Annotated in this window: 19 protein-coding genes; 11 read left to right on the forward strand and 8 right to left on the reverse strand. The window is 69.2% G+C overall.

Translation table 11 applies throughout. From position 1 onward, the window contains the following. Positions 1-54: 54 nt before the first annotated feature. The 3 genes from ACQP2T_RS29175 to ACQP2T_RS29185 form a co-directional block, all read right to left on the reverse strand. Positions 55-1032 carry a hypothetical protein gene (locus ACQP2T_RS29175; RefSeq protein WP_433520035.1) on the reverse strand — a complete coding sequence of 326 codons (978 nt, stop codon included), beginning with the start codon at positions 1030-1032 and terminating at the stop codon, positions 55-57. Beyond that, on the reverse strand, positions 1026-1148 hold the full coding sequence (locus tag ACQP2T_RS29180) for a hypothetical protein (protein ID WP_433519239.1): 123 nt from the start codon (positions 1146-1148) through the stop codon (positions 1026-1028). The genes ACQP2T_RS29175 and ACQP2T_RS29180 overlap by 7 nt, the downstream gene beginning before the upstream one ends. A 108-nt stretch (positions 1149-1256) precedes the next feature. Continuing rightward, positions 1257-1865 (reverse strand): TetR/AcrR family transcriptional regulator, encoded by a 609-nt coding sequence (locus ACQP2T_RS29185; RefSeq protein WP_433519240.1) that lies wholly within the window; start codon positions 1863-1865, stop codon positions 1257-1259. Between the two features lie 102 nt (positions 1866-1967). Here ACQP2T_RS29185 and ACQP2T_RS29190 point away from each other — a divergent pair, with 102 nt between their 5' ends. Continuing rightward, positions 1968-2861, forward strand: coding sequence for an NmrA/HSCARG family protein (locus tag ACQP2T_RS29190; RefSeq protein WP_433519241.1), 894 nt, complete (start codon positions 1968-1970; stop codon positions 2859-2861). Between the two features lie 38 nt (positions 2862-2899). Here ACQP2T_RS29190 and ACQP2T_RS29195 read toward each other — a convergent pair whose 3' ends face one another. Continuing rightward, positions 2900-3541, reverse strand: a complete 642-nt coding sequence (locus ACQP2T_RS29195) for a TetR/AcrR family transcriptional regulator (RefSeq protein ID WP_433519242.1) — start codon at positions 3539-3541, stop codon at positions 2900-2902. A gap of 137 nt (positions 3542-3678) precedes the next feature. On the opposite strand from ACQP2T_RS29195, the gene ACQP2T_RS29200 reads away from it, so the two are divergent. Beyond that, positions 3679-4311, forward strand: coding sequence for an NAD(P)H-dependent oxidoreductase (locus tag ACQP2T_RS29200; RefSeq protein ID WP_433519243.1), 633 nt, complete (start codon positions 3679-3681; stop codon positions 4309-4311). A gap of 149 nt (positions 4312-4460) precedes the next feature. Here ACQP2T_RS29200 and ACQP2T_RS29205 read toward each other — a convergent pair whose 3' ends face one another. Continuing rightward, on the reverse strand, positions 4461-5081 hold the full coding sequence (locus tag ACQP2T_RS29205) for an L-threonylcarbamoyladenylate synthase (RefSeq protein WP_433519244.1): 621 nt from the start codon (positions 5079-5081) through the stop codon (positions 4461-4463). 321 nt (positions 5082-5402) lie between these two features. Between ACQP2T_RS29205 and ACQP2T_RS29210 the strand changes: the two genes are divergently transcribed. The 6 genes from ACQP2T_RS29210 (at position 5403) to ACQP2T_RS29235 (ending at position 10209) form a co-directional block, all read left to right on the forward strand. After that, positions 5403-6545, forward strand: coding sequence for an RNA-guided endonuclease InsQ/TnpB family protein (locus tag ACQP2T_RS29210; RefSeq protein ID WP_433519846.1), 1143 nt, complete (start codon positions 5403-5405; stop codon positions 6543-6545). Between the two features lie 82 nt (positions 6546-6627). Further along, positions 6628-7377 carry a hypothetical protein gene (locus tag ACQP2T_RS29215; RefSeq protein WP_433519245.1) on the forward strand — a complete coding sequence of 250 codons (750 nt, stop codon included), beginning with the start codon at positions 6628-6630 and terminating at the stop codon, positions 7375-7377. 235 nt (positions 7378-7612) lie between these two features. Next, positions 7613-8212: a CHRD domain-containing protein gene (locus ACQP2T_RS29220; RefSeq protein WP_433519246.1), complete on the forward strand. Its 600-nt coding sequence runs from the start codon at positions 7613-7615 to the stop codon at positions 8210-8212. Positions 8213-8299: 87 nt separating this feature from the next. Then, complete coding sequence (locus tag ACQP2T_RS29225) at positions 8300-8734, forward strand: MEKHLA domain-containing protein (RefSeq protein ID WP_433519247.1); 435 nt, start codon at positions 8300-8302, stop codon at positions 8732-8734. A gap of 52 nt (positions 8735-8786) precedes the next feature. Then, the gene (locus ACQP2T_RS29230) at positions 8787-9671 is read left to right on the forward strand and encodes a helix-turn-helix transcriptional regulator (protein WP_433519248.1); all 885 of its coding nucleotides are present in this window, start codon (positions 8787-8789) and stop codon (positions 9669-9671) included. Positions 9672-9762: 91 nt separating this feature from the next. Further along, positions 9763-10209 carry a Clp protease N-terminal domain-containing protein gene (locus tag ACQP2T_RS29235; RefSeq protein WP_433519249.1) on the forward strand — a complete coding sequence of 149 codons (447 nt, stop codon included), beginning with the start codon at positions 9763-9765 and terminating at the stop codon, positions 10207-10209. Between the two features lie 3 nt (positions 10210-10212). Here ACQP2T_RS29235 and ACQP2T_RS29240 read toward each other — a convergent pair whose 3' ends face one another. Genes ACQP2T_RS29240 through ACQP2T_RS29250 form a run of 3 tightly spaced genes read right to left on the reverse strand, consistent with a single transcriptional unit; the run spans position 10213 to position 13910 of the window. After that, positions 10213-11997, reverse strand: coding sequence for a DUF2264 domain-containing protein (locus ACQP2T_RS29240; RefSeq protein ID WP_433519250.1), 1785 nt, complete (start codon positions 11995-11997; stop codon positions 10213-10215). 26 nt (positions 11998-12023) lie between these two features. Further along, entirely contained in the window at positions 12024-13106 is a 1083-nt protein-coding gene (locus ACQP2T_RS29245; RefSeq protein WP_433519251.1) for a LacI family DNA-binding transcriptional regulator, read from the reverse strand. Positions 13107-13133: 27 nt separating this feature from the next. Continuing rightward, positions 13134-13910 carry a sugar phosphate isomerase/epimerase family protein gene (locus tag ACQP2T_RS29250; protein ID WP_433519252.1) on the reverse strand — a complete coding sequence of 259 codons (777 nt, stop codon included), beginning with the start codon at positions 13908-13910 and terminating at the stop codon, positions 13134-13136. Positions 13911-14102: 192 nt separating this feature from the next. Here ACQP2T_RS29250 and ACQP2T_RS29255 point away from each other — a divergent pair, with 192 nt between their 5' ends. The 3 genes from ACQP2T_RS29255 to ACQP2T_RS29265 are packed head-to-tail and all read left to right on the forward strand — an operon-like array spanning position 14103 to position 17439. Beyond that, positions 14103-15557, forward strand: a complete 1455-nt coding sequence (locus ACQP2T_RS29255) for an ABC transporter substrate-binding protein (protein ID WP_433519253.1) — start codon at positions 14103-14105, stop codon at positions 15555-15557. A gap of 23 nt (positions 15558-15580) precedes the next feature. Next, positions 15581-16585: a carbohydrate ABC transporter permease gene (locus ACQP2T_RS29260; protein ID WP_433519254.1), complete on the forward strand. Its 1005-nt coding sequence runs from the start codon at positions 15581-15583 to the stop codon at positions 16583-16585. Further along, positions 16585-17439 (forward strand): carbohydrate ABC transporter permease, encoded by an 855-nt coding sequence (locus tag ACQP2T_RS29265; RefSeq protein WP_433519255.1) that lies wholly within the window; start codon positions 16585-16587, stop codon positions 17437-17439. Before ACQP2T_RS29260 ends, ACQP2T_RS29265 begins: the two co-directional genes overlap by 1 nt. Positions 17440-17441 lie beyond the last annotated feature (2 nt).

Genomic DNA, 17441 nt, shown 5'->3' on the forward strand with positions numbered 1-17441 from the left:
GCGCGGACAGACCAGCCAGACAGACCAGCTGGGCTGGCCCGCCCGGCCCGTCAGTTATGGGCGCGCGACCTCGGTCACCGTGCGGGCGCGCAACAGGCGCGGGTGCAGCAGTTCGGCTCGCTGCCTGTGTACGCCGGCGGCGAGCGCGGCGTCGGTGAGCGCGGCCCCGATCCATTCGAGGTCGACGCTCCGGCCGTCATCCTGCCTGATCAGCGGTTCTCCAGGGGGACGGCTGGCGCACAGCGCGCGCAGCAGGTGGCGGACCTCCGGCGACACCGGGAACGCGACGACGCCATCACGGCCGTCCCGCAAGGTGATCAGGGTCAGCTGGTCGGCGGGGGCGGAAGGGCGGACGTCGTGGGCGGTCAAAGCGGCCAGCGCCTCCACGGAGGCGCCTGTCGCCTCCAGCAGCGCGACGGCGAGGGCCTCGGCCCACCGGCCGTCGTCGGCCAGCCGCCCGGCACCGGTTCGCAGCAGGCGTCGTTCGGCCGGGGTGAGCGGAGGCGTGCCGGTCACGCCGCGGTGCGACCGATCCGCGCCGGTTCGCCGGGCGAAGGCGTAGAAGGAGGCCAGCGTGGCGCGCCTCCGGATCACCGTCGCCCTGGTCAGGGGCTTGCCGGACGCGCGTACGCCGGTGGTGAGGGCGGTGTAGCAGTAGGCGTCCAGTTGAGCCTCGGTGGCGGTGAGCAGGTCGAGGGCCGGCTCGGCGGTGCGCAGCCAGCGCAGGAACGAGGCCAGGACCCGCAGCCGTGTCTGTCGCAGGGGAGCGGAGGGCTTCTCGCGCAGCCAGGCCGTCACCGTACGCCGGGTCCGCGGATCCAGTGCGTCCACCAGGTCGACGTCGGCCGCGGGGACCTCGCCCCCGTCACCGGGGCGCAGGCGCGGTCGTAATCCCGGGATCTGCCCGACGCCGGCCGGCTCTGGATGGCTCGCGGGTCTCATGGGGTCGCCGCCGGGGAAGGGAGACGCGAGGCCGTCCCCGAACGTGTGCGGGACTCGCGGGGTGGTCTCCGCCTCGACCATGCTCAGCACGCGGCCGACGCCGCGACCAGGTCGGCGGTGAACATCGCGGCAGCCTCGCCGGCCGATCTGGAGGGGTGAAGGACCGGACGGCCCGTGCCTGACAAACCCATCATGAGCTCGATCATCTCATGGAGCGTCGCCAACAATCCTCGCCTGACACGGTGGACAGCGGCTGTCAGCTTTGAGCGCAGTCGCCGGACACCACCGGTGGATTGTGGCATGGGAGGCGGCGGTCAGCGCGTGTTCCTCGCCGCTGGGCTCAGTGGAGGGTGCCCGGTGGGCGGACTCTTCAGGACACCGCCGAGGGTGAGCCGCAACAGCCGGCGAGCGCTGTCGGGATCGCCGTCGGAGGCCACGGAGATGGCGTTGGCCAGGGTCATGAGGTCGTGGGTCGTCGCCTCGGTGCGCAGGACGCCCGCTTCCTCCGCGTCCGTGACCAGACGCGTCGCCGCATCATGTATCAGGCCGTGGCAGCTGTCCTCCGCGGCGACGGCGCAGTCAGGGGCTGACATCAGGGCCGTCGCGAGTCCGCGTGTGATCGCGGTGTACGTCGTCACTTCCTCGAGCCACGCGGCCAGCGCGTCGCCGGGAGCCAGGCTGCCGGCGAGTTCTTGGGCGCGCCGGCTGAGCCGTTCCACGCCCTCGTGGAACACCGCGTTGAGCAGGTCGTGCCGCGAGGGGAAGTGCCGGTGCAGGGTGGCTGAGCCGACCCCCGCGCGGCGCGCGATCTCTTCGAGTGAGGCCTGTGCGCCGTCCCGTCCGATCACCGCCTCCGCGGCTTCGAGCAGTCGCCGGCGATTGCGCTGCCTGTCTGCCCGGCCCGCCGGACCTGCCGCGTTCATCGTTGCGCTCACCCTTCACTGGACAAACGGTGGGACCCCCCATATCGTAGCGTCTGGCAAAGCGGGGTGCCCCTCCGTTTATGGGGCTCGCTGGAGGCGGACGTGTCGGATTCATCATTCGTGCTGGTCACGGGGGCGACCGGTCGGCAGGGCGGGGCGACCGCGCGGGCCCTGCTCCGAGCGGGAACGGACGTGCGCGCTCTCGTACGCGATCCCACCTCGCCGCGCGCACAGGAGATCGCCGCCCACGGTGCCGCCCTCGTGGCGGGCGACCTGGAGGATCCGGCTTCGTTGGTGGCGGCCCTCGACGGGGCCCGAGGCGTGTTCTCGATCCAGATGCCCGACCTGGCGGATCTCATGGGCGACTCGGAGGTGCGATACGCCGGCAATCTCGCCGCCGCGGCGCGGAAGGCCGGCGTCGAACAGATCGTGCACACCTCGGTGTCGGGGGCGGGCCGCCGCGAACCGATCGACGAGGAGCGATGGGGGGTCCACATGGGGCACTATTGGCGCAGCAAGGCCGCCGCGGAGCAGGCGATGCGTGACGCGGAGCTCCGCTATACGACCATCCTGCGCCCGAGCACGTTCATGGAGAACCTCCTCTACCCGTCGTTCTACTTCCCTGACGGGCGGCCGGACCATCTGCTGGTCGCCATGGATCCCGAGGTTCCCCAGCCCTTCGTCGCCCTGGACGATATCGGCGTCGCGGCCGCGGCCGCCTTCGCCGACCCCGAGCGGTTCGACGGCGTCGAGCTGGAACTGGCGGGCGACCTGCTGACCTTCCGCGAGGCGGCCGCGATCCTCTCCGAGGTCCTCGGAAGGCCCATCACCCTTCCCGCCGACCCGTCGGAGGCACAGGCCGCCGGTCTGCGCAGCGAGTTCGTACTGTCGCAGCGGTACGCCAGCCTGCATCCCGCACCGGCGCGTCCCGAGTTCGCCCACGCCCTCGCGATCCCGACCACGACCTTCGCCGACTGGGCCCACGCCACCCTCTGACGGGTCTGTCGATCGGGTATCCGGGGCGCCGCCGTGAGCTAACCGCTGTGTGACGGTGCTCGGAAGAGGCGTTCGATGATGGTTTGCCAGCTGTCGGCCAACGGGATGGAGGCCGGGGTCGGGTCGGCCGGGAAGGGCCGCGACATGCCCAGGTAGAGCAGGATCGGGCCTTCGAGGGCGGCGGTGAGCTGGACGGCCAGGCTGTCGAGGTCGGCGATGTCCAGGAGCTCGTACTGGTGCGCCTGTCCCAGGAGCATGCGGATGTGCAGCCGGGAGAGGTTGTGCTCGCCGACGGGGACGGGCTGGTTACGGTCCAGGGCCGCGCGGACGATCGCGTGGTGGTCGAGCAGGAAGGCGATGCGGGCCCGGCCGTAGGCGATCAGTCGCTGCACCGGGTCGGCTCCGGGGCCGAGCGGCGGTGGCCCGCCCATGACGGCCTGCTGGAAGGCGCGGTCGTCCTCGTCCACCAGGGCCTGGAAGATTCCCGCGCGGGTGCCGAACCGGCGAAAGACGGTCCCTTTGCCCAGGCCGGCCCGTTCGGCCAGACCGTCCATGGTCACCTTCTCCACCCCGTGCTCGGCGATCATCTCGCGGGCCACCTGGAGCAGTTGCAGACGATTGCGCGCCGCGTCCACCCGTTCCGCACGGGGACGACCGAAGGGCACCACAGGGAGATCCACAAGTTCTCACCCTACCTCTGGAATATAAAGCGGGGTAAAGTCCGCTTATGCTGAAGCGAGTCGGGGCGCCGGCATCCAGGCCAGACCGCCGCCGACACCGTTGAGCCGCGTGACGCGGCACTCTAAAGGAGATGATCATGAGTCTGTTCCGGCTGGACGCCAGCATCCTTCCCGGCACCTCTTCCAGCGCCGAGCTCGCCGACCTCGTTGAAGCCGAGTGGACCGCGACCCGGCCCGGCGTGCCGGTGGTACGTCGTCACCTGGCCACCGACCCGCTGCCCGCCGAGGCCTGGGCGCTCGCGGCGACCGCGGCGTTCGTCCCCGAACCCGACCGCACCCAGGCGCAGCGTGACGCGCTCGCGCTGGCCGTGCGGCTCGCGGCCGAACTGGAGGCGGCCGACGCGGTTCTGCTGGCCGTGCCGCTGTACAACTACGGGGTCTCCCAGCACTTCAAGACCTGGGCCGACCTGGTCATCGCCGGGGCGGGCGCCGGCACTCCGGTGCTGAAGGGCAAGCCGACCGTGCTGGCCACCGTGCGTGGCGGCGGCTACGGACCCGGGACCCCGCGTGAGGGCTGGGACCACTCCACCCCGTACCTGACGCGGGTTCTGAGTGACATGTGGGAGGCCGACCTCACCGTCGTCGAGCGTGAGCTCACCCTCGCCGCCACCAACCCGGCCATGGAATCGCTCCGCCCGCTGGCCGCGCAGCTTCACGGCGACGCCCTCGCCGCCGCCCGCGACGCGGGCCGAGAGCTGGCCGCCAAGTAGCCGCGCCGCCGGCTCGCACTGGCCGAGCGCGCCGCGGCCGCAGGCGTAGCAGCCGAGCGTCGGCCGCCGCCAGGGTCACATCCGTGATGAGCCGGCCGCCGCCAGGGTCGCCCCATGATGATCGGGGCGGCCCTCACCGGTACTCGAACCTACTCGAAGAGGGACGGGTCTCCCGTGCCGCGACGAAGAATCTCGGGCTCACCCTGCGAGAAATCGACGACGGTGGTCGGGATGGCGCCACACTCGCCCGAATCGATGACCGCGTCCACCACGTGATCGAGCCGCTCCTTGATCTCCCAGCCCTGCGTCGCGGGCTCGGTCTCGTCGGGCAGCAGCAGGGTGCTCGACAGCAGCGGTTCGCCGAGCTCGGCCAGCAGCGCCTGGGTGACGATGTGATCAGGGATCCGCACGCCGACCGTCTTCTTCCGTGGGTGCAGCAACCGCCGCGGCACCTCCTTGGTCGCGGGCAGGATGAAGGTGTATCCGCCCGGAGTCGCCGCCTTGACCAACCGGAAAACCGCATTGCTCACGTGAACGAACTGGCCGAACTGCGCGAAGTCCCGGCAGACCAGCGTGAAGTGATGATCACTGCCGAGGCTGCGGATCTCCCTGATCCGATCGATGCCCTCCTTGTTGCCCAGCCGGCACCCCAGCGCGTAGCACGAGTCCGTCGGGTACGCGATCAGCCCGTCGGCGTTTAACGACTCGACGACCTGGCTGATCAGGCGAGGCTGGGGGTTGTCCGGGTGCAGAGCGAAATACTTGGCCACACCTCGGATCTTAGAAGCGGACGCCCCATCGCATGACACGCGCCCCGGCCCAGCGACGCGACATCGCTGGGAATGGGCACTGGTCGAGCAGGATCACAGTACCCACCGGCTTCGCGGTCCGCTTCACTGGCCCAGCCCAGGCGATCCGATGACATTCCAAGGTGGTACACGCGTGGCTGTGGCAATCCTTCCCATCGACGGCGATGGCGAGGACGGACGGGCTTCCGGCGGCTCCCTGCTCTTCCACGGTGTGGCCCCTGCGGGTATCGGGATCGGATTCCCGCCGCAGTGGCATGGGGCCGAACGATAATGTGTTCGATGATGAGACTGGTGGTGCAGGTGAAGCTCCTGCCGACGCCCGAGCAGGCGGCGGCGCTGGAGGCGACCCTGTGCGCGGTCAACGCGGCCGCCTGTCAGGTCTCCCGCCACGCCCATGCCCAGCGCACCTTTCGCAACTACGATCTGCGTAAGCACACCTACGCGCAGATCAAGGACGGATATGGGCTGGCCGCCCAGGCCGCGCAGCACGTCATCAAGAAGGTCGCTGACGCCTACGCCACCCTGCATGCCAACATCCGCGCCGGGAACCTGGGCAAGGCAGGGTCCACCCGCCGGGTTCGGGCCGAGTCCACGCCGATCGCCTTCCGCGCCGAAGCCGCCCAGCCGTTCGACGACCGCTGCCTGTCCTGGCAGATCGACGCGCGGACGGTGTCGATCTGGTCGGTGGCCGGCAGGCTGAAGAACCTTCAGTTCACCGCGTCCGCCGAACAGCTCAAGACCCTGTCGACACACCGCAAGGGCGAGTCCGATCTGCTCTACCGGGACGGCATGTGGTTCCTGATGGCCACCTGCGACCTCCCCGACCGGCCGGTGACCGTCCCGGACGGCTTCCTGGGGGTGGATCTGGGCATCGTCAACATCGCCACCACCAGCGACGGAACCCGTCATTGCGGCAAGGCCCTGAACGCGATCCGGCACCGCCGGCGCGAGCTACGCCGCCGCTTGCAGGCCAAGGGCACCAAATCCGCCAAGCGGCTGCTCAAGAAGCGCCGCCGCAAAGAAGCGCGGTTCGCCGCCGACACCAATCATGTCATCGCCAAGCAGATCGTGACCGAGGCAGAACGCACCGGTCGAGGGATCGCCCTGGAAGACCTCCAGGGCATCCGGGACCGGGTACGGCTTCGCAAGCCCCAGCGGGTCACGCTGCATTCCTGGAGCTTCCACCAACTGGGAGCGTTCATCGGCTACAAGGCGGCCCGAGCTGGGGTCGCGCTCATCCACGTCGACCCGGCTTTCACCTCCCAGCGGTGCTCCTCGTGCGGGCATGTGGACCGCAAGAACCGGCTCGATCAAGCCTCTTTCTGCTGTACGTCGTGCGGCTTCGCTGAGCACGCCGACGTCAACGCAGCCCGCAACATCGCCGCACGCGGCGTTACGGGCTGGGCAGTGAGTCACGCTGCCTGACGCGGACCGGACCGTCGACGCCATCGACGGCGAGGAGCTGCAAGCTCGGTCGCTTACGGCCGAGAAGCTGACTGACGGAAACATGGGCGAGGCATTCCGTCGCCTGACCGAGGCGAGCCAGATCCTGCTGACCCGCGTCGTCCGGCGCGAGGAGGATCCCGTCTGGTATGACCTGCAGCTGCTGATGATCGGGATGCTCGCGGAGGCGACCGCGATGCACGATGACATCGACGGCGCGCGATCGCTGCTCGACCGGCTGGCGGCCCCCGGCGACGCCCCGTTCACGATCACGGTCTGGGCCGCCCACACGGCGAGGATGGAAGCACTGATCGGCGACCCGGTACGGGCCTTGCGCGCGGCGGAACGCGGGATCGCCGCGGACCCCGATTTCTCCTTCGTGTTCCTCGGCACCTACCAGCGGCTGGTCCGGTGCTGGGCGCTGGCCATGACCGGCAGGGATCCGGCCGGCGCGGCGGCGGAGGCCGAGCGGATCATCGCCACGAACCTCCTCGATCCACCTCGGGCCAGCGTCTCGACCTGCTACGGGCATCTGTGTGAGATGTGGCTGGCCGCCGGCGCGCTGGACAAGGCCGCAGCGGCCCTCGACAGGGCCGACTCCTGCCTCGATCTCTATGGCCAGCGTTACGGGGAGGGCCTGCTCCTCCTGTTGCGGGCGCGACTGCTGCTGGCCGGAGGGGAATCCGTCGCCGAGGTGAGGGCCGTCGCGGAGAGGTGCCGCACGCTGTCCACCGAACGCGGGACCCACCTGTTCGCCCGGCGCGCCGAGGAGTTCCTGGCCACGCTGAACGATGGCCATCTTGAAAAGGGTTGAGCGGCGAATTCAGTAAATATTCACTCGTTATCAAGACGCCTATTGAGGGCTCCCGTCGGCGAGCGTGAATTCCATTTTCTGTTCAGTATTCGTCAAGAATGCATCTGCCCTGGTAGGCGCCCTGTGGCATTGCTCACATGCCGAATGTGTATTTTTACGCAGAACGACCACTATTGTCTTTCATATGGTCTGCAGCGATCAAAGAGTCACAACGGCAAGTGAAAAAGGAAAGGCAATGATGAGCACGTTAAAGCAGGCGGGCAACGGACGGATCTCGTGGCGGCGCGTAATGGGCGGCGCGACGGCGGCCGGAGCGGTCGCGGTCGTGGCCGCCACCGCCGTGGCCGCCACTCCCGCGGCCGCCGCACCGGAATGGCGGCTGCGCCACTCCGGTGAGGTGGTCACGGTCCCCGCCGCGCACAGCCGCGCTCCCATGACCGGCACGTCCAGGAAGTACTACTTCGCCGCAGGGCTCCTCGGCCGGAACGAGGTGCGCGAAGCGGGCAAGAAGGTCAATGACCCGGACGGCGTGGCCGTTGCCAAGTTCCGCATCAACGGCAACCGCTTCTACTACTTCGTCCAGTGGAGGAAGACCGGCAAGCCCACCAACTTCCACATCCACCGCGGCAAGGCGGGCGTGAACGGCCCCGTCGTCATCGACCTGCTGTCCAGCGGCACCATTCGCGGCAACACCAGCTTCGGCTCCGTCCGTGTCAAGAGCAGCCTGCTCAGGGACATCAAGAAGAACCCGAAGAACTGGTACGCCAACCTGCACACCGCCCAGTTCCCCGACGGCGCGGTCCGTGGCCAGCTCCACAAGGGCGCCCACTGGTAAATCGCCCTCTTCGGCGGGGCATTTCACTAGAAGTGGAATGCCCCGCCTGGCGGCCGACTCCATAACAGGACAAGCAACGGCTGTTACATGAATCCCGGCTTATTCGACCTGCTGGCGGGCTGCCATCTGCGCCTCGTCGGTACCCCGCTGGCCGGCCCTGAGGCCACGGCGCGCTGGCTGTACGAGGACGCGCCTTTCGGGGTGCTGGCGCACGACGCGGCGCACGACCCCCGCTTCACCTACGCGAACCGCACCGCCCAGCGATGCTTCGAGTACGACTGGGCGGAGTTCGTCGGCCTGCCCTCCCGGCTCTCGGCGGAGCCGGACCGGCGGGAAGACCGTCAGCGGCTCCTGGACGCCGTGCACCGGACCGGCTTCGCGACCGGCTACCGGGGACAGCGCATCGCCAAGTCCGGCCGCCGGTTCTGGATCGAGGACGTGACGATGTGGAACCTGGTGGACGGCGACGGCGTACTCGTGGGCCAGGCGGCGACCTTCCAACGCTGGGAGCCTGTGCCGTGAGAGGTACTGGGAGGGACCCCCACCTGTGGCGGCGTCTGCTTACCCTGGCGGTATGGACAACCGGCGCGAAATCAGCGCATTCCTCCGCTCCCGGCGAGACAAGATCACGCCTGAGCAGGCTGGGCTGCCGGTGTACGGCCGACGGCGGGTGCCCGGCCTGCGCCGGGGCGAGGTCGCGATACTCGCCGGGGTGAGCGTGGAGTACTACACGCGTCTGGAGCGCGGCAACCTCAGGGGCGTCTCCGAGAGCGTGCTGAACGCACTCGCCCAGGCCCTGCGCCTGGACGACACCGAGCGCATGCACCTGTACGACCTCGCCCGCGCCGCCGGGCCCGCGCCCCAAGGACGGGCCAGGCAGCGGGAGACCCGGCCGGCGGTGCGGCCGGGCGTGGCGCGGATCATCGAGGGGATGCCGGAGCTGCCGGCGTTCGTGAAGAACGACCGCCTGGACACGCTGGCGGCCAATCCGCTGGGCCGAGCGCTCTTCTCGCCGATGTACGCCGATCCGATGTGCGGGGCGAACAGCGCCCGGTTCGCCTTCCTCGGCCCCGCCGCCCGGCAGTTCTACATCGACTGGGAGCGCGTCACCCACGAGGCCGTCGGGGTGCTGCGCATCGCGGCGGGAAAGAATCCCTACGACCGGGAGCTGTCGAACCTGATCGGTGAGCTGTGCACCCGCAGCGACGCCTTCCGCGTGCTGTGGGGCTCCCACGACGTGCATGTCTTTCGCGGGGGCACCAAGCGGCTGCGCCACCCGGTCGTCGGCGACCTGGAACTCGATCACGAGTCTCTGGCCCTGCCGGACGAGAACGGGCTGAGCGTGGTCGTCTACAGCGCACCGCCCGGAAGCGCCACGGAGGACGGCCTGAAGCTGCTGGCCAGTTGGTCCGCCACCGCGGGTCAGGAGCAGGCCGCCGACACCCCGTCCACGAGCTGACCGCGCGAGCATGGTGCCGGTGGGGCCGGTGTGACGCACTAGCATGCCCAGGGACAAAGCCGGGACCAACTGCTTTCCGAGGAGTGGCGGGATGTTTGAGAAGTTCACCGACCGAGCGCGGCGTATCATCGTCATGTCCCAGGACGAGGCCAGAACGCTCGCCCACGACTCCATCGGCACCGAGCACGTGCTTCTCGGTCTGCTCCGTGAGGATGAGGGTGTGGGCGCTCAGGTTCTCAAGGGCCTGGGTCTCAGCCTTGAGGATGTGCGCCGGCAGGTTGAGGAGAGCCGGGGCCGAGGCCAGTCCGCTCCGTCGGGCTACCTTCCGTTCACGCCGGCGGCCAACGAAGTGCTCCAGGCCGCCAACCAGGAGTCCCTGGGACGCGGCCTTGACTACATCGGCACCGAACACCTCCTGCTCGCACTCACCCGCGACCGTGCGAGCGTGGCCGCCCAGGTGCTGGTCAAGCTCGGCGTCGACCTCGACCAGGTCGGGCGGACCACGAACGAACTCCTCCAGCAGTACCTGGCCAAATAGCCGTCAACGAGGGCCGATCAGCGGCTCGATGGTCTCCCACGCGGGCGGTTCCGGCCACCCGTCCGCGGCGTCCGGGCCCGTGGGGCCCAGGCCGAGCACCGCGCAGGCCAGCAGGTGCTCGCCGGGCGGTAGGTCGCCCCGCAGGGTGGGGATCGTGGTGCGCGGTGTGAGCACGTTCGTGCCGGGCAGGGCCGTGACCAGGTCGCCCTCCCGCCCGCCGGTCAGGTCCTCGATCACGCACAGGCCGTGGGGCGCGTCGAGCCGGGCTCGGCCGGAGCCGATGTCGACCCGGGTGGGCGGCCGGTCGCGGTCGACCGCGAAGGCGCCCTCGGCCGTGCGCAGCGCCCGCCCGGTCGTGATCCGGTGCACCCGTACGTGCCACGGGGACAGCGCCACGAGCCAGGTCTCGATCTCCACGTCCTCCCACGGCGTCCAGCGGGAGTGCAGCACACCGTCGGCGGCGGAGACCTGCTCCGGCAGCTCGCAGGGCCGCCAGTGCTCGCCGTCCTCGCTGAGCGCCAGCGTGCTGTCGAAGGCGCCCTGCTCCAGCTTCAATGTCCCGGCGGGCACGCTGAAGCCGAACCGCGTGGAGTAGGCGAACTTCGCGTACTTGGCCGCGCCGTGCCGCGCCCACGGGTTGCGCTGCCCCGCGCTGAGCAGCACCACGTGCCGCCCCTCCTCGCAGCGCATCAGCGCCACGCCCGCCTCCGGCTGGGTGCTGACCTCGGGCAGCGGGGGAGCGTCGGCCTCCTTGGCGGTCCAGAACGGATGCTCCGCCGGCAGGGCGAGCGGCAGGAACGCCTTCATGGCCCAGTACGGCGAACCGGGCGCGTTGTACTGCTCGGCCATGTGCGGCTGGGGGTAGCCGTAGCCGATGGTGAGCAGTCCCGCGTTGTCGCGGATCGGCTGACGGTTCCACCAGCGCAGGTTCCGCAGCAGGTGCCCCTTGGTCACCTCCCACGGCAGCGCCTCGACGCCGGCGAAGGCCAGCGCCCCCCAGAACGCCGACTGCGCGAACCGGTAGGTCAGGCTCCTGCCGAACGGGACGGCCACCCCCTCGCTGCTGAACCAGTGCTGGAAGTCCTGGGCGAACGCCGCGGCCCGCTCACGGAAGCGCCCGGCCCGGTCCTGATCGCGGCCGAGCGCCGCGTAGATGAGGCCGTAGTAGTGCATCGCGAACGGGATGTAGTAGTCGCGCTGCCACGTCGGCCCGTCGGAGTACCACCCGCGCCCGAGGTCGAACTCCTCCAGCCGGTCGAGCCTGGCCGTGTTGGCGTCGTGGTCGTGGGAGATCCCGACGCGGTCGAGCCCGAGCCCCACCATGACCGGGAAGAACAGCCAGTTGTTGTTGTTCGGCTCCACGGTGACGGAGTGCCGTAGCCAGGCGGCCACCGTGTCGCGCTGCGGGCCGGTCAGCGGGTCCCAGATCCGCTCGGGGGCCAGGGCGAGCGCCAGGCCGATGGCGGCGGTCTCGACCAGCCGCTGGTTCTTGTCGAAGGCCGCGCCCCAGTAGTCGGGGTGCTCGGGATCGGTCCCGGCGGCGAGCCCGGCGCTCCAGAGCTCCCAGTGGTCGAACGTCCCACCGCCGGCCGCCAGCGGCGCCAGCCCCCACAGCGGGCGTGCAAACGCTTCCAGCTCGGCTGACTCCTGGTCGTAGTGCGCCGTGTGGAACCCCAGCCGCAGCCGTCCCCGCCCCGGGCTGAACCGGGAGATCAGGGGCGTGACCAGGTCCAATACCTGACGCGCCAACTCGTCTCGATCGCCGCCGGGCCGGTCGTCAGTGTGCACGAGGTCTCTCTTTCGCTGGGAAAGCGCTATCCCGAGCTAGGTTTCCCGCCGTCGCCCTCACTTGTCAACACCCCGGCGCCCTCGCTTGTCAGCACCGCGGGAACCCCGGGCGGGGCGCTGCTGTCGCGGACCTGCAGCTCCATCGGCAGCGTCACCGGCGCCCCGTCGTGCCCCTCGGTCATGAGGGCCACCAGCATCTCGGCCGCCTGCCTGCCGAGCTGCCCCTGGGGCACCGACACCGTGGTCAGGCCCGTGTGCGCCACGTGGTCCAGCGCGATGTCGTCGAACCCCACCACCGACAACTCCCCGGGAACCCGCACCCCGAGCTCGCGCATCCGGGTCACCGCCCCCAGGGCCACCAGGTCGTTGTAGGTGGTGAGCGCGGTGGCGCCGGTGCCGGCCACCGCGGCGGCGGCCTCGTACCCGCACTGGCTGGTGGCCCCGCACGGCAGGATCGTGACCGACAGGCCGAACGCCTTGGCGGCCTCCAGCGCCCTGATCCGCTCGGAGTTGGCCCAGGACACCTCGGGCCCGCTCAGGTAGGCGACCCGGCGATGGCCCAGCTGCGCCAGGTGGCCGCAGATCAGCATCATCCCGCCGAAGAAGTCGGCGGAGACGGCGGGCGCGGCCAGGCCGGGGACGATCCGGTTGAGCAGGACGAGCGGGTGGCCCCGGCCGGTCAGGACGGCCAGGTCGGCGCGCTCCAATCGGGAGGAGGCGAGCAGCACCCCGTCGCAGCTGCGCATGAGGTCCTCGACCAGGTCGTGCTCGATCGTGGGGTCGTCGTCCGACTCCATGACCATGACGCGGCGCCCGTGGGATCGGGCGACGGCCGAGACCGCCTTGAGCACACCGGGAAAGTAGGGATTGGCCAGGTCGGGGACCAGCACGCCGATGGTGCCCCACTCGCCGCGCGCCAGCCCCTGCGCCGCCGCGTTGGGCCGGTAGCCCAGCTGCGTGACCGCGTCGTGGACCCGCGCCGCCAGAGCGGGATCGACCTTCGTCGTGCCGTTGAGCACGCGGGAGACGGTCGAGGCCGACACCCCCGCGGCCGCCCCGACGTCGCTGATCGTCACCCGGCTCCCGCGGCCCTGCCGCAGATTACGCACTCGCTCCTCCTGCTCCCCGTGCGCCTGTCAGCCGAGCAGCCCGCGCAGATGATCCAGATCTCTCCGTACGGCCGCCACCGGGTCGGCCGTCGGGTAGTGGACGTGCAGCGACAGCACCCCGGCGTAGCCGCGTTCGCGCAGCCCGGGGATGATCTCCGCCCAGCGGACCACGCCCCCGTCCGCGAACGGCTGCCAGTCGCACGTCCAGCCGTCCGGGCCCGATCGCCAGGCGGCGTTCTTCACTCCCATGCAGGCCATCCGATCGCCCAGCAGATCGAAGTTGAGCGCCCATGCCTCGCTGCCCTCCTTGGCCTGGTTGCCGGGGTCGGCGTAGAAGCGCACGTCATCCAGGTCGCCGGCGAGTGCGAGGGCGAGCGCGGCGGATGGATGGATCGTACCCTGATGCAGCTGGATCGCCACCCGCACGCCGTGCCGGGCGGCGAGAGCGGACAGGCGGGTCAGCGCGGCTCTGGCCTCCTTCAGCTGGTGGTGGTAGCCGATGGCGGGGTCGTAGCGGTAGAAGCCCGTCCGTACGAGGGGGACGCCGGCCTCGCCGCAGGCCGCGATGAGCCGTTCGGCGTCGGCGTCGGCGTCGAGGAAGTCGGTGGTGACGACGTCGAGGGTGAGCCCGCGGCGCCCGAGTTCGGCGGCGACGACGGCGATGCCGTCCGGGTCGGCCGGGCCGACCGTCTGGCCCTCACGTACGAGGAGGTCCGCCCCCTCGGCGCCCACCGAGGCGACGGCCTCGGCCAGCTCGGGGGCGTCGATGGAGCCGAAGGGCTTGGTGAAGGCGAGCAGGCGCACACGTACTCCTGAAGTTGAGAAAGCGCTTGTACATCTTGGGTCAGACAGACTTCATCGCTGAGCATCCATCTGAAACCGCTTTCTCACAAGCCTTGAATCGGGGAATGAGGCGGGCTACTCTCGACCCACCCTCGGGTAAGCGCTTACCAGCCACCCGACCCCCCTCTGACCTCCGCCTCTTTAGGAGGGTCCATGATCCCCCGTCCGCGTTTGACCGCCGTGATGGCGACCGCAGCCATGGCGTCTCTGCTCGTGTCGGCGTGCGGTACCTCGAGCAACCCGAGCGGAGGTGGCTCGCAGACCACGTTGCGGATCTGGGACTTCTCCGCCGAACAGGTGAACTTCCACAAGGACATCGGCGCCCAGTTCACCAAGGAACATCCCGACATCAAGATCGAGTGGCGCTCGATCACCCAGTCCGAGTACATGAAGACCCTGCCCCTGGCCTTCCAGAGCAACCAGGCGCCGGACATGTTCTACTGGAACGCTCTCGGGCTGTCCCAGCTGACGGACCAGAAGTGGATTCGCCCGCTCAACCCGAGCGGGACCATCCCCGCCGACTTCACCAAGCGCTGGCCGGAGGGGTCCTTCCTGGAAGGCATCAACGTCCAGGACGGGAAGACCTACGGCTTCCCGTTCTCGGAGAACCTGTACTGGGGCTCCGGCTACATGTTCCTCAACAAGAAGGTCTTCCAGGATGCCGGGCTGGACGTCAACAGCCCGCCCAAGACCTGGACCGACCTCAAGAACGCCTGCGCGCAGATCAAGGCCAAGACCAAGGCGCAGTGCATCGCCGCTCCCACCAAGGGCGTGGACATGCAGCGCATCTGGTACGGGCTGATCGGCAGCGTCGCGACGGACGAGTTCTTCGACTACAAGACCGGCAAGTTCGACGTGACCCAGCCCGCGCAGACGAAGACCTTCGCCTTCATCCAGGAGCTCAGCAAGGCCGGCTACCTGGCGCCCGGCACCAACGACAAGAACTTCTCCCGCCAGCAGTTCGCCGCCGATCAGGCCGGCATCATGTTCGACGGCACCTGGCTGCCGAGCGTGTGGGCCAGCCAGGGCTTCAGCAGCGACAAGTACGTGGTGGCGCCACGCGTCAACCCCGACACCGGGCAGACCGGCGCGGCCGGCCGCAAGTACGACAACAACAAGTACTGGGTCAGCTCGCAGACCAAGCATCCCGACGCCATGTGGACCTTCATCCAGTGGATGACCGACCCCAACGGCTACTTCGTCAAGCAGTACTACAAGAGCGCCTTCGGCACGCTCGCCTACGTCGACAACCAGAAGATGGTCACCGACCCGGCGCTCAGGCAGGTCATGGAGATCGGCGGAAAGCCGGGCTACCGGGTCCAGCTTCCCGTGCCCCTGCTCAAGTGCCCCGACATCGCCAAGTCCAAGGCGTACGTCAACGCGGTGGCGAAGACCCCCGACGGCGAGTGGGAGGCCATGGGTGAGGCGCTGACCAGCGGCCAGCCTCTGGAGAGCACGGGCGCCGCCATCGCCAAGCAGCGGCAGACCGCTCTGGAGGAAGGGCTCAAGCAGGAGGCGGCCAGTGGCCTGAAGGTGTCGATGGACTGCTACACCTTCCCCGACTGGGAGTACACGAAGGACTACACCTCGGACATGTACCGCAACTGACCGGACTCCTCGTGAGGACATCCATGACAACCACCGCTCCCGCCCCCGAGAGGGAAAGGGTGACGGACCGGGACCGGTCGCCCGCCAAGCGGGTGCCAGAGCGCCCCGATCACTCCCGCGAGCGCGTCCGCGGCCTCGAGAGGGTCTGGCTGCTCGTCTTCCTGGCCCCCTTCCTCCTGCTCTATCTCGGCTTCACCATCTGGCCGCTGATCGCGACGATCTACTACTCCTTCTTCGACTGGTCGGGCGTCGGCCCCATCGACAAATTCGTCGGGGGCGGCAACTACGGCACGATCCTGGCCGACCCGCTGTTCTGGCTCTCGGTGGTCAACACGCTGGTCTTCGCCCTGCTGACGACCGTCATCAAGCTCCCGATCTCGCTGCTGGCGGCGATCGTGCTGACCCGCAAGTGGCTGCGCGGCAAGCGGATCTTCCGGACCATGTTCTTCGCGCCGCTCATCATCCCCGTCGCCATGGCGGGGCTGGTGTTCACCTACCTGCTCAACCCGTCCAACGGCGCGCTGAACGCGATCCTGCGCGACCTCGGCCTGGTCGACCAGGGGTTCGACGTGTTCGCCAACCGGTGGAGCGCGCTGGTCGTGCTCGTGCTCGTCTCCATCTGGCAGATCTTCGGCCAGTACATGATCTACTGGATCGCGGCGCTGCAGAACGTGCCCGAGGAGGTCTATGAGGCGGCCGCCATCGACGGCGCGGGGGAGTGGACGAAGCTCACCCGCATCACGTTGCCGATGATCAGACCGGTCGCCGTGATCATCGCCCTGCTCGGCCTGGTCAACGCCATGCACGTCTTCGGGCTGGTCGTCACGCTCACCGCGGGCGGGCCTGGCACCAGCACCTACGTGGTGTCCTACTTCATCTACCAGAACGCTTTCGGCTCGGTGCCGTTCGCCTACGGCTACGCCTCGGCCGCGGCGCTGCTGTTCTCCGTCATCGCCTTCGTCCTGGTCTCCGCCCAGGGCCTGGCGGTCCGCCGGGCTCAGCGACTCAGGAAGGAGTACGGCGTCTGATGGCAGCGACCACTCGTACGGCCCGGCGCAGCCATGCCGTGCGGGCCAATCTCATCGCCCTGCCGATCCTGCTGGTCGTCGGGCTCGTGTGGGTCTATCCCTTCCTGTGGACGATCTCGGCCGCGTTCAAGACCCAGGCGGGGATGTTCACCAGCGGCGCGAGCCTCCTGCCCGACCAGCTGAACTTCGACAACTTCGTCCGGGCCTGGGTCAACGCCGGGTTCTCCGGATACTTCTTCAACACGGTGCTCTACTCGGTCGCCTCGACCCTGGTCGAGCTGGTCAAGGCGGCCCTGTGCGGCTATGTGCTGGCCAGGTACGAGTTCCCGGGCCGGACCCTGCTCTACCGGATGATCGTGGGGACCCTGTTCATCCCGGTCGCCTCGATCATCGTGCCGCAGTTCGTGCTGATCGAGAACCTCGGCCTGCTGAACACCCGGGCCGGGGTCATCCTGGCCATGTCCGGCGGCGCCGGCGCGCTCTACGTCCTGCTGTTCGTCGGGTTCTTCTCAAGTGTCCCGACCGACCTGTTCGAGGCGGCCAAGCTCGACGGGGCCGGTTTCCTCAAGACCTTCCGCCTCATCCTCCCGCTGGCCAAGCCGGTCATCGCGGTGGTGGTCATCTTCCAGTTCATCAGCAGCTGGAACGAGTTCAACATCCCGCTGGTGTTCACCCTCGGCCAGCCCGAGTTGCAGAACCTCGCCGTAGGGATGCTGTCCTTCCAGGGCGAGCACGCGACGGACTGGACCGGGTTCGCCGCCGGGATGACGATCTCGTTCCTGCCGATGCTGATGATCTTCCTGTTCTTCCAGAGCTACTTCACGCGCGGCCTGGCCGGCGCCACGAAAGGATGACC

The organism is Nonomuraea sp. CA-143628, from assembly GCF_050942315.1.
Taxonomy (GTDB): domain Bacteria; phylum Actinomycetota; class Actinomycetes; order Streptosporangiales; family Streptosporangiaceae; genus Nonomuraea.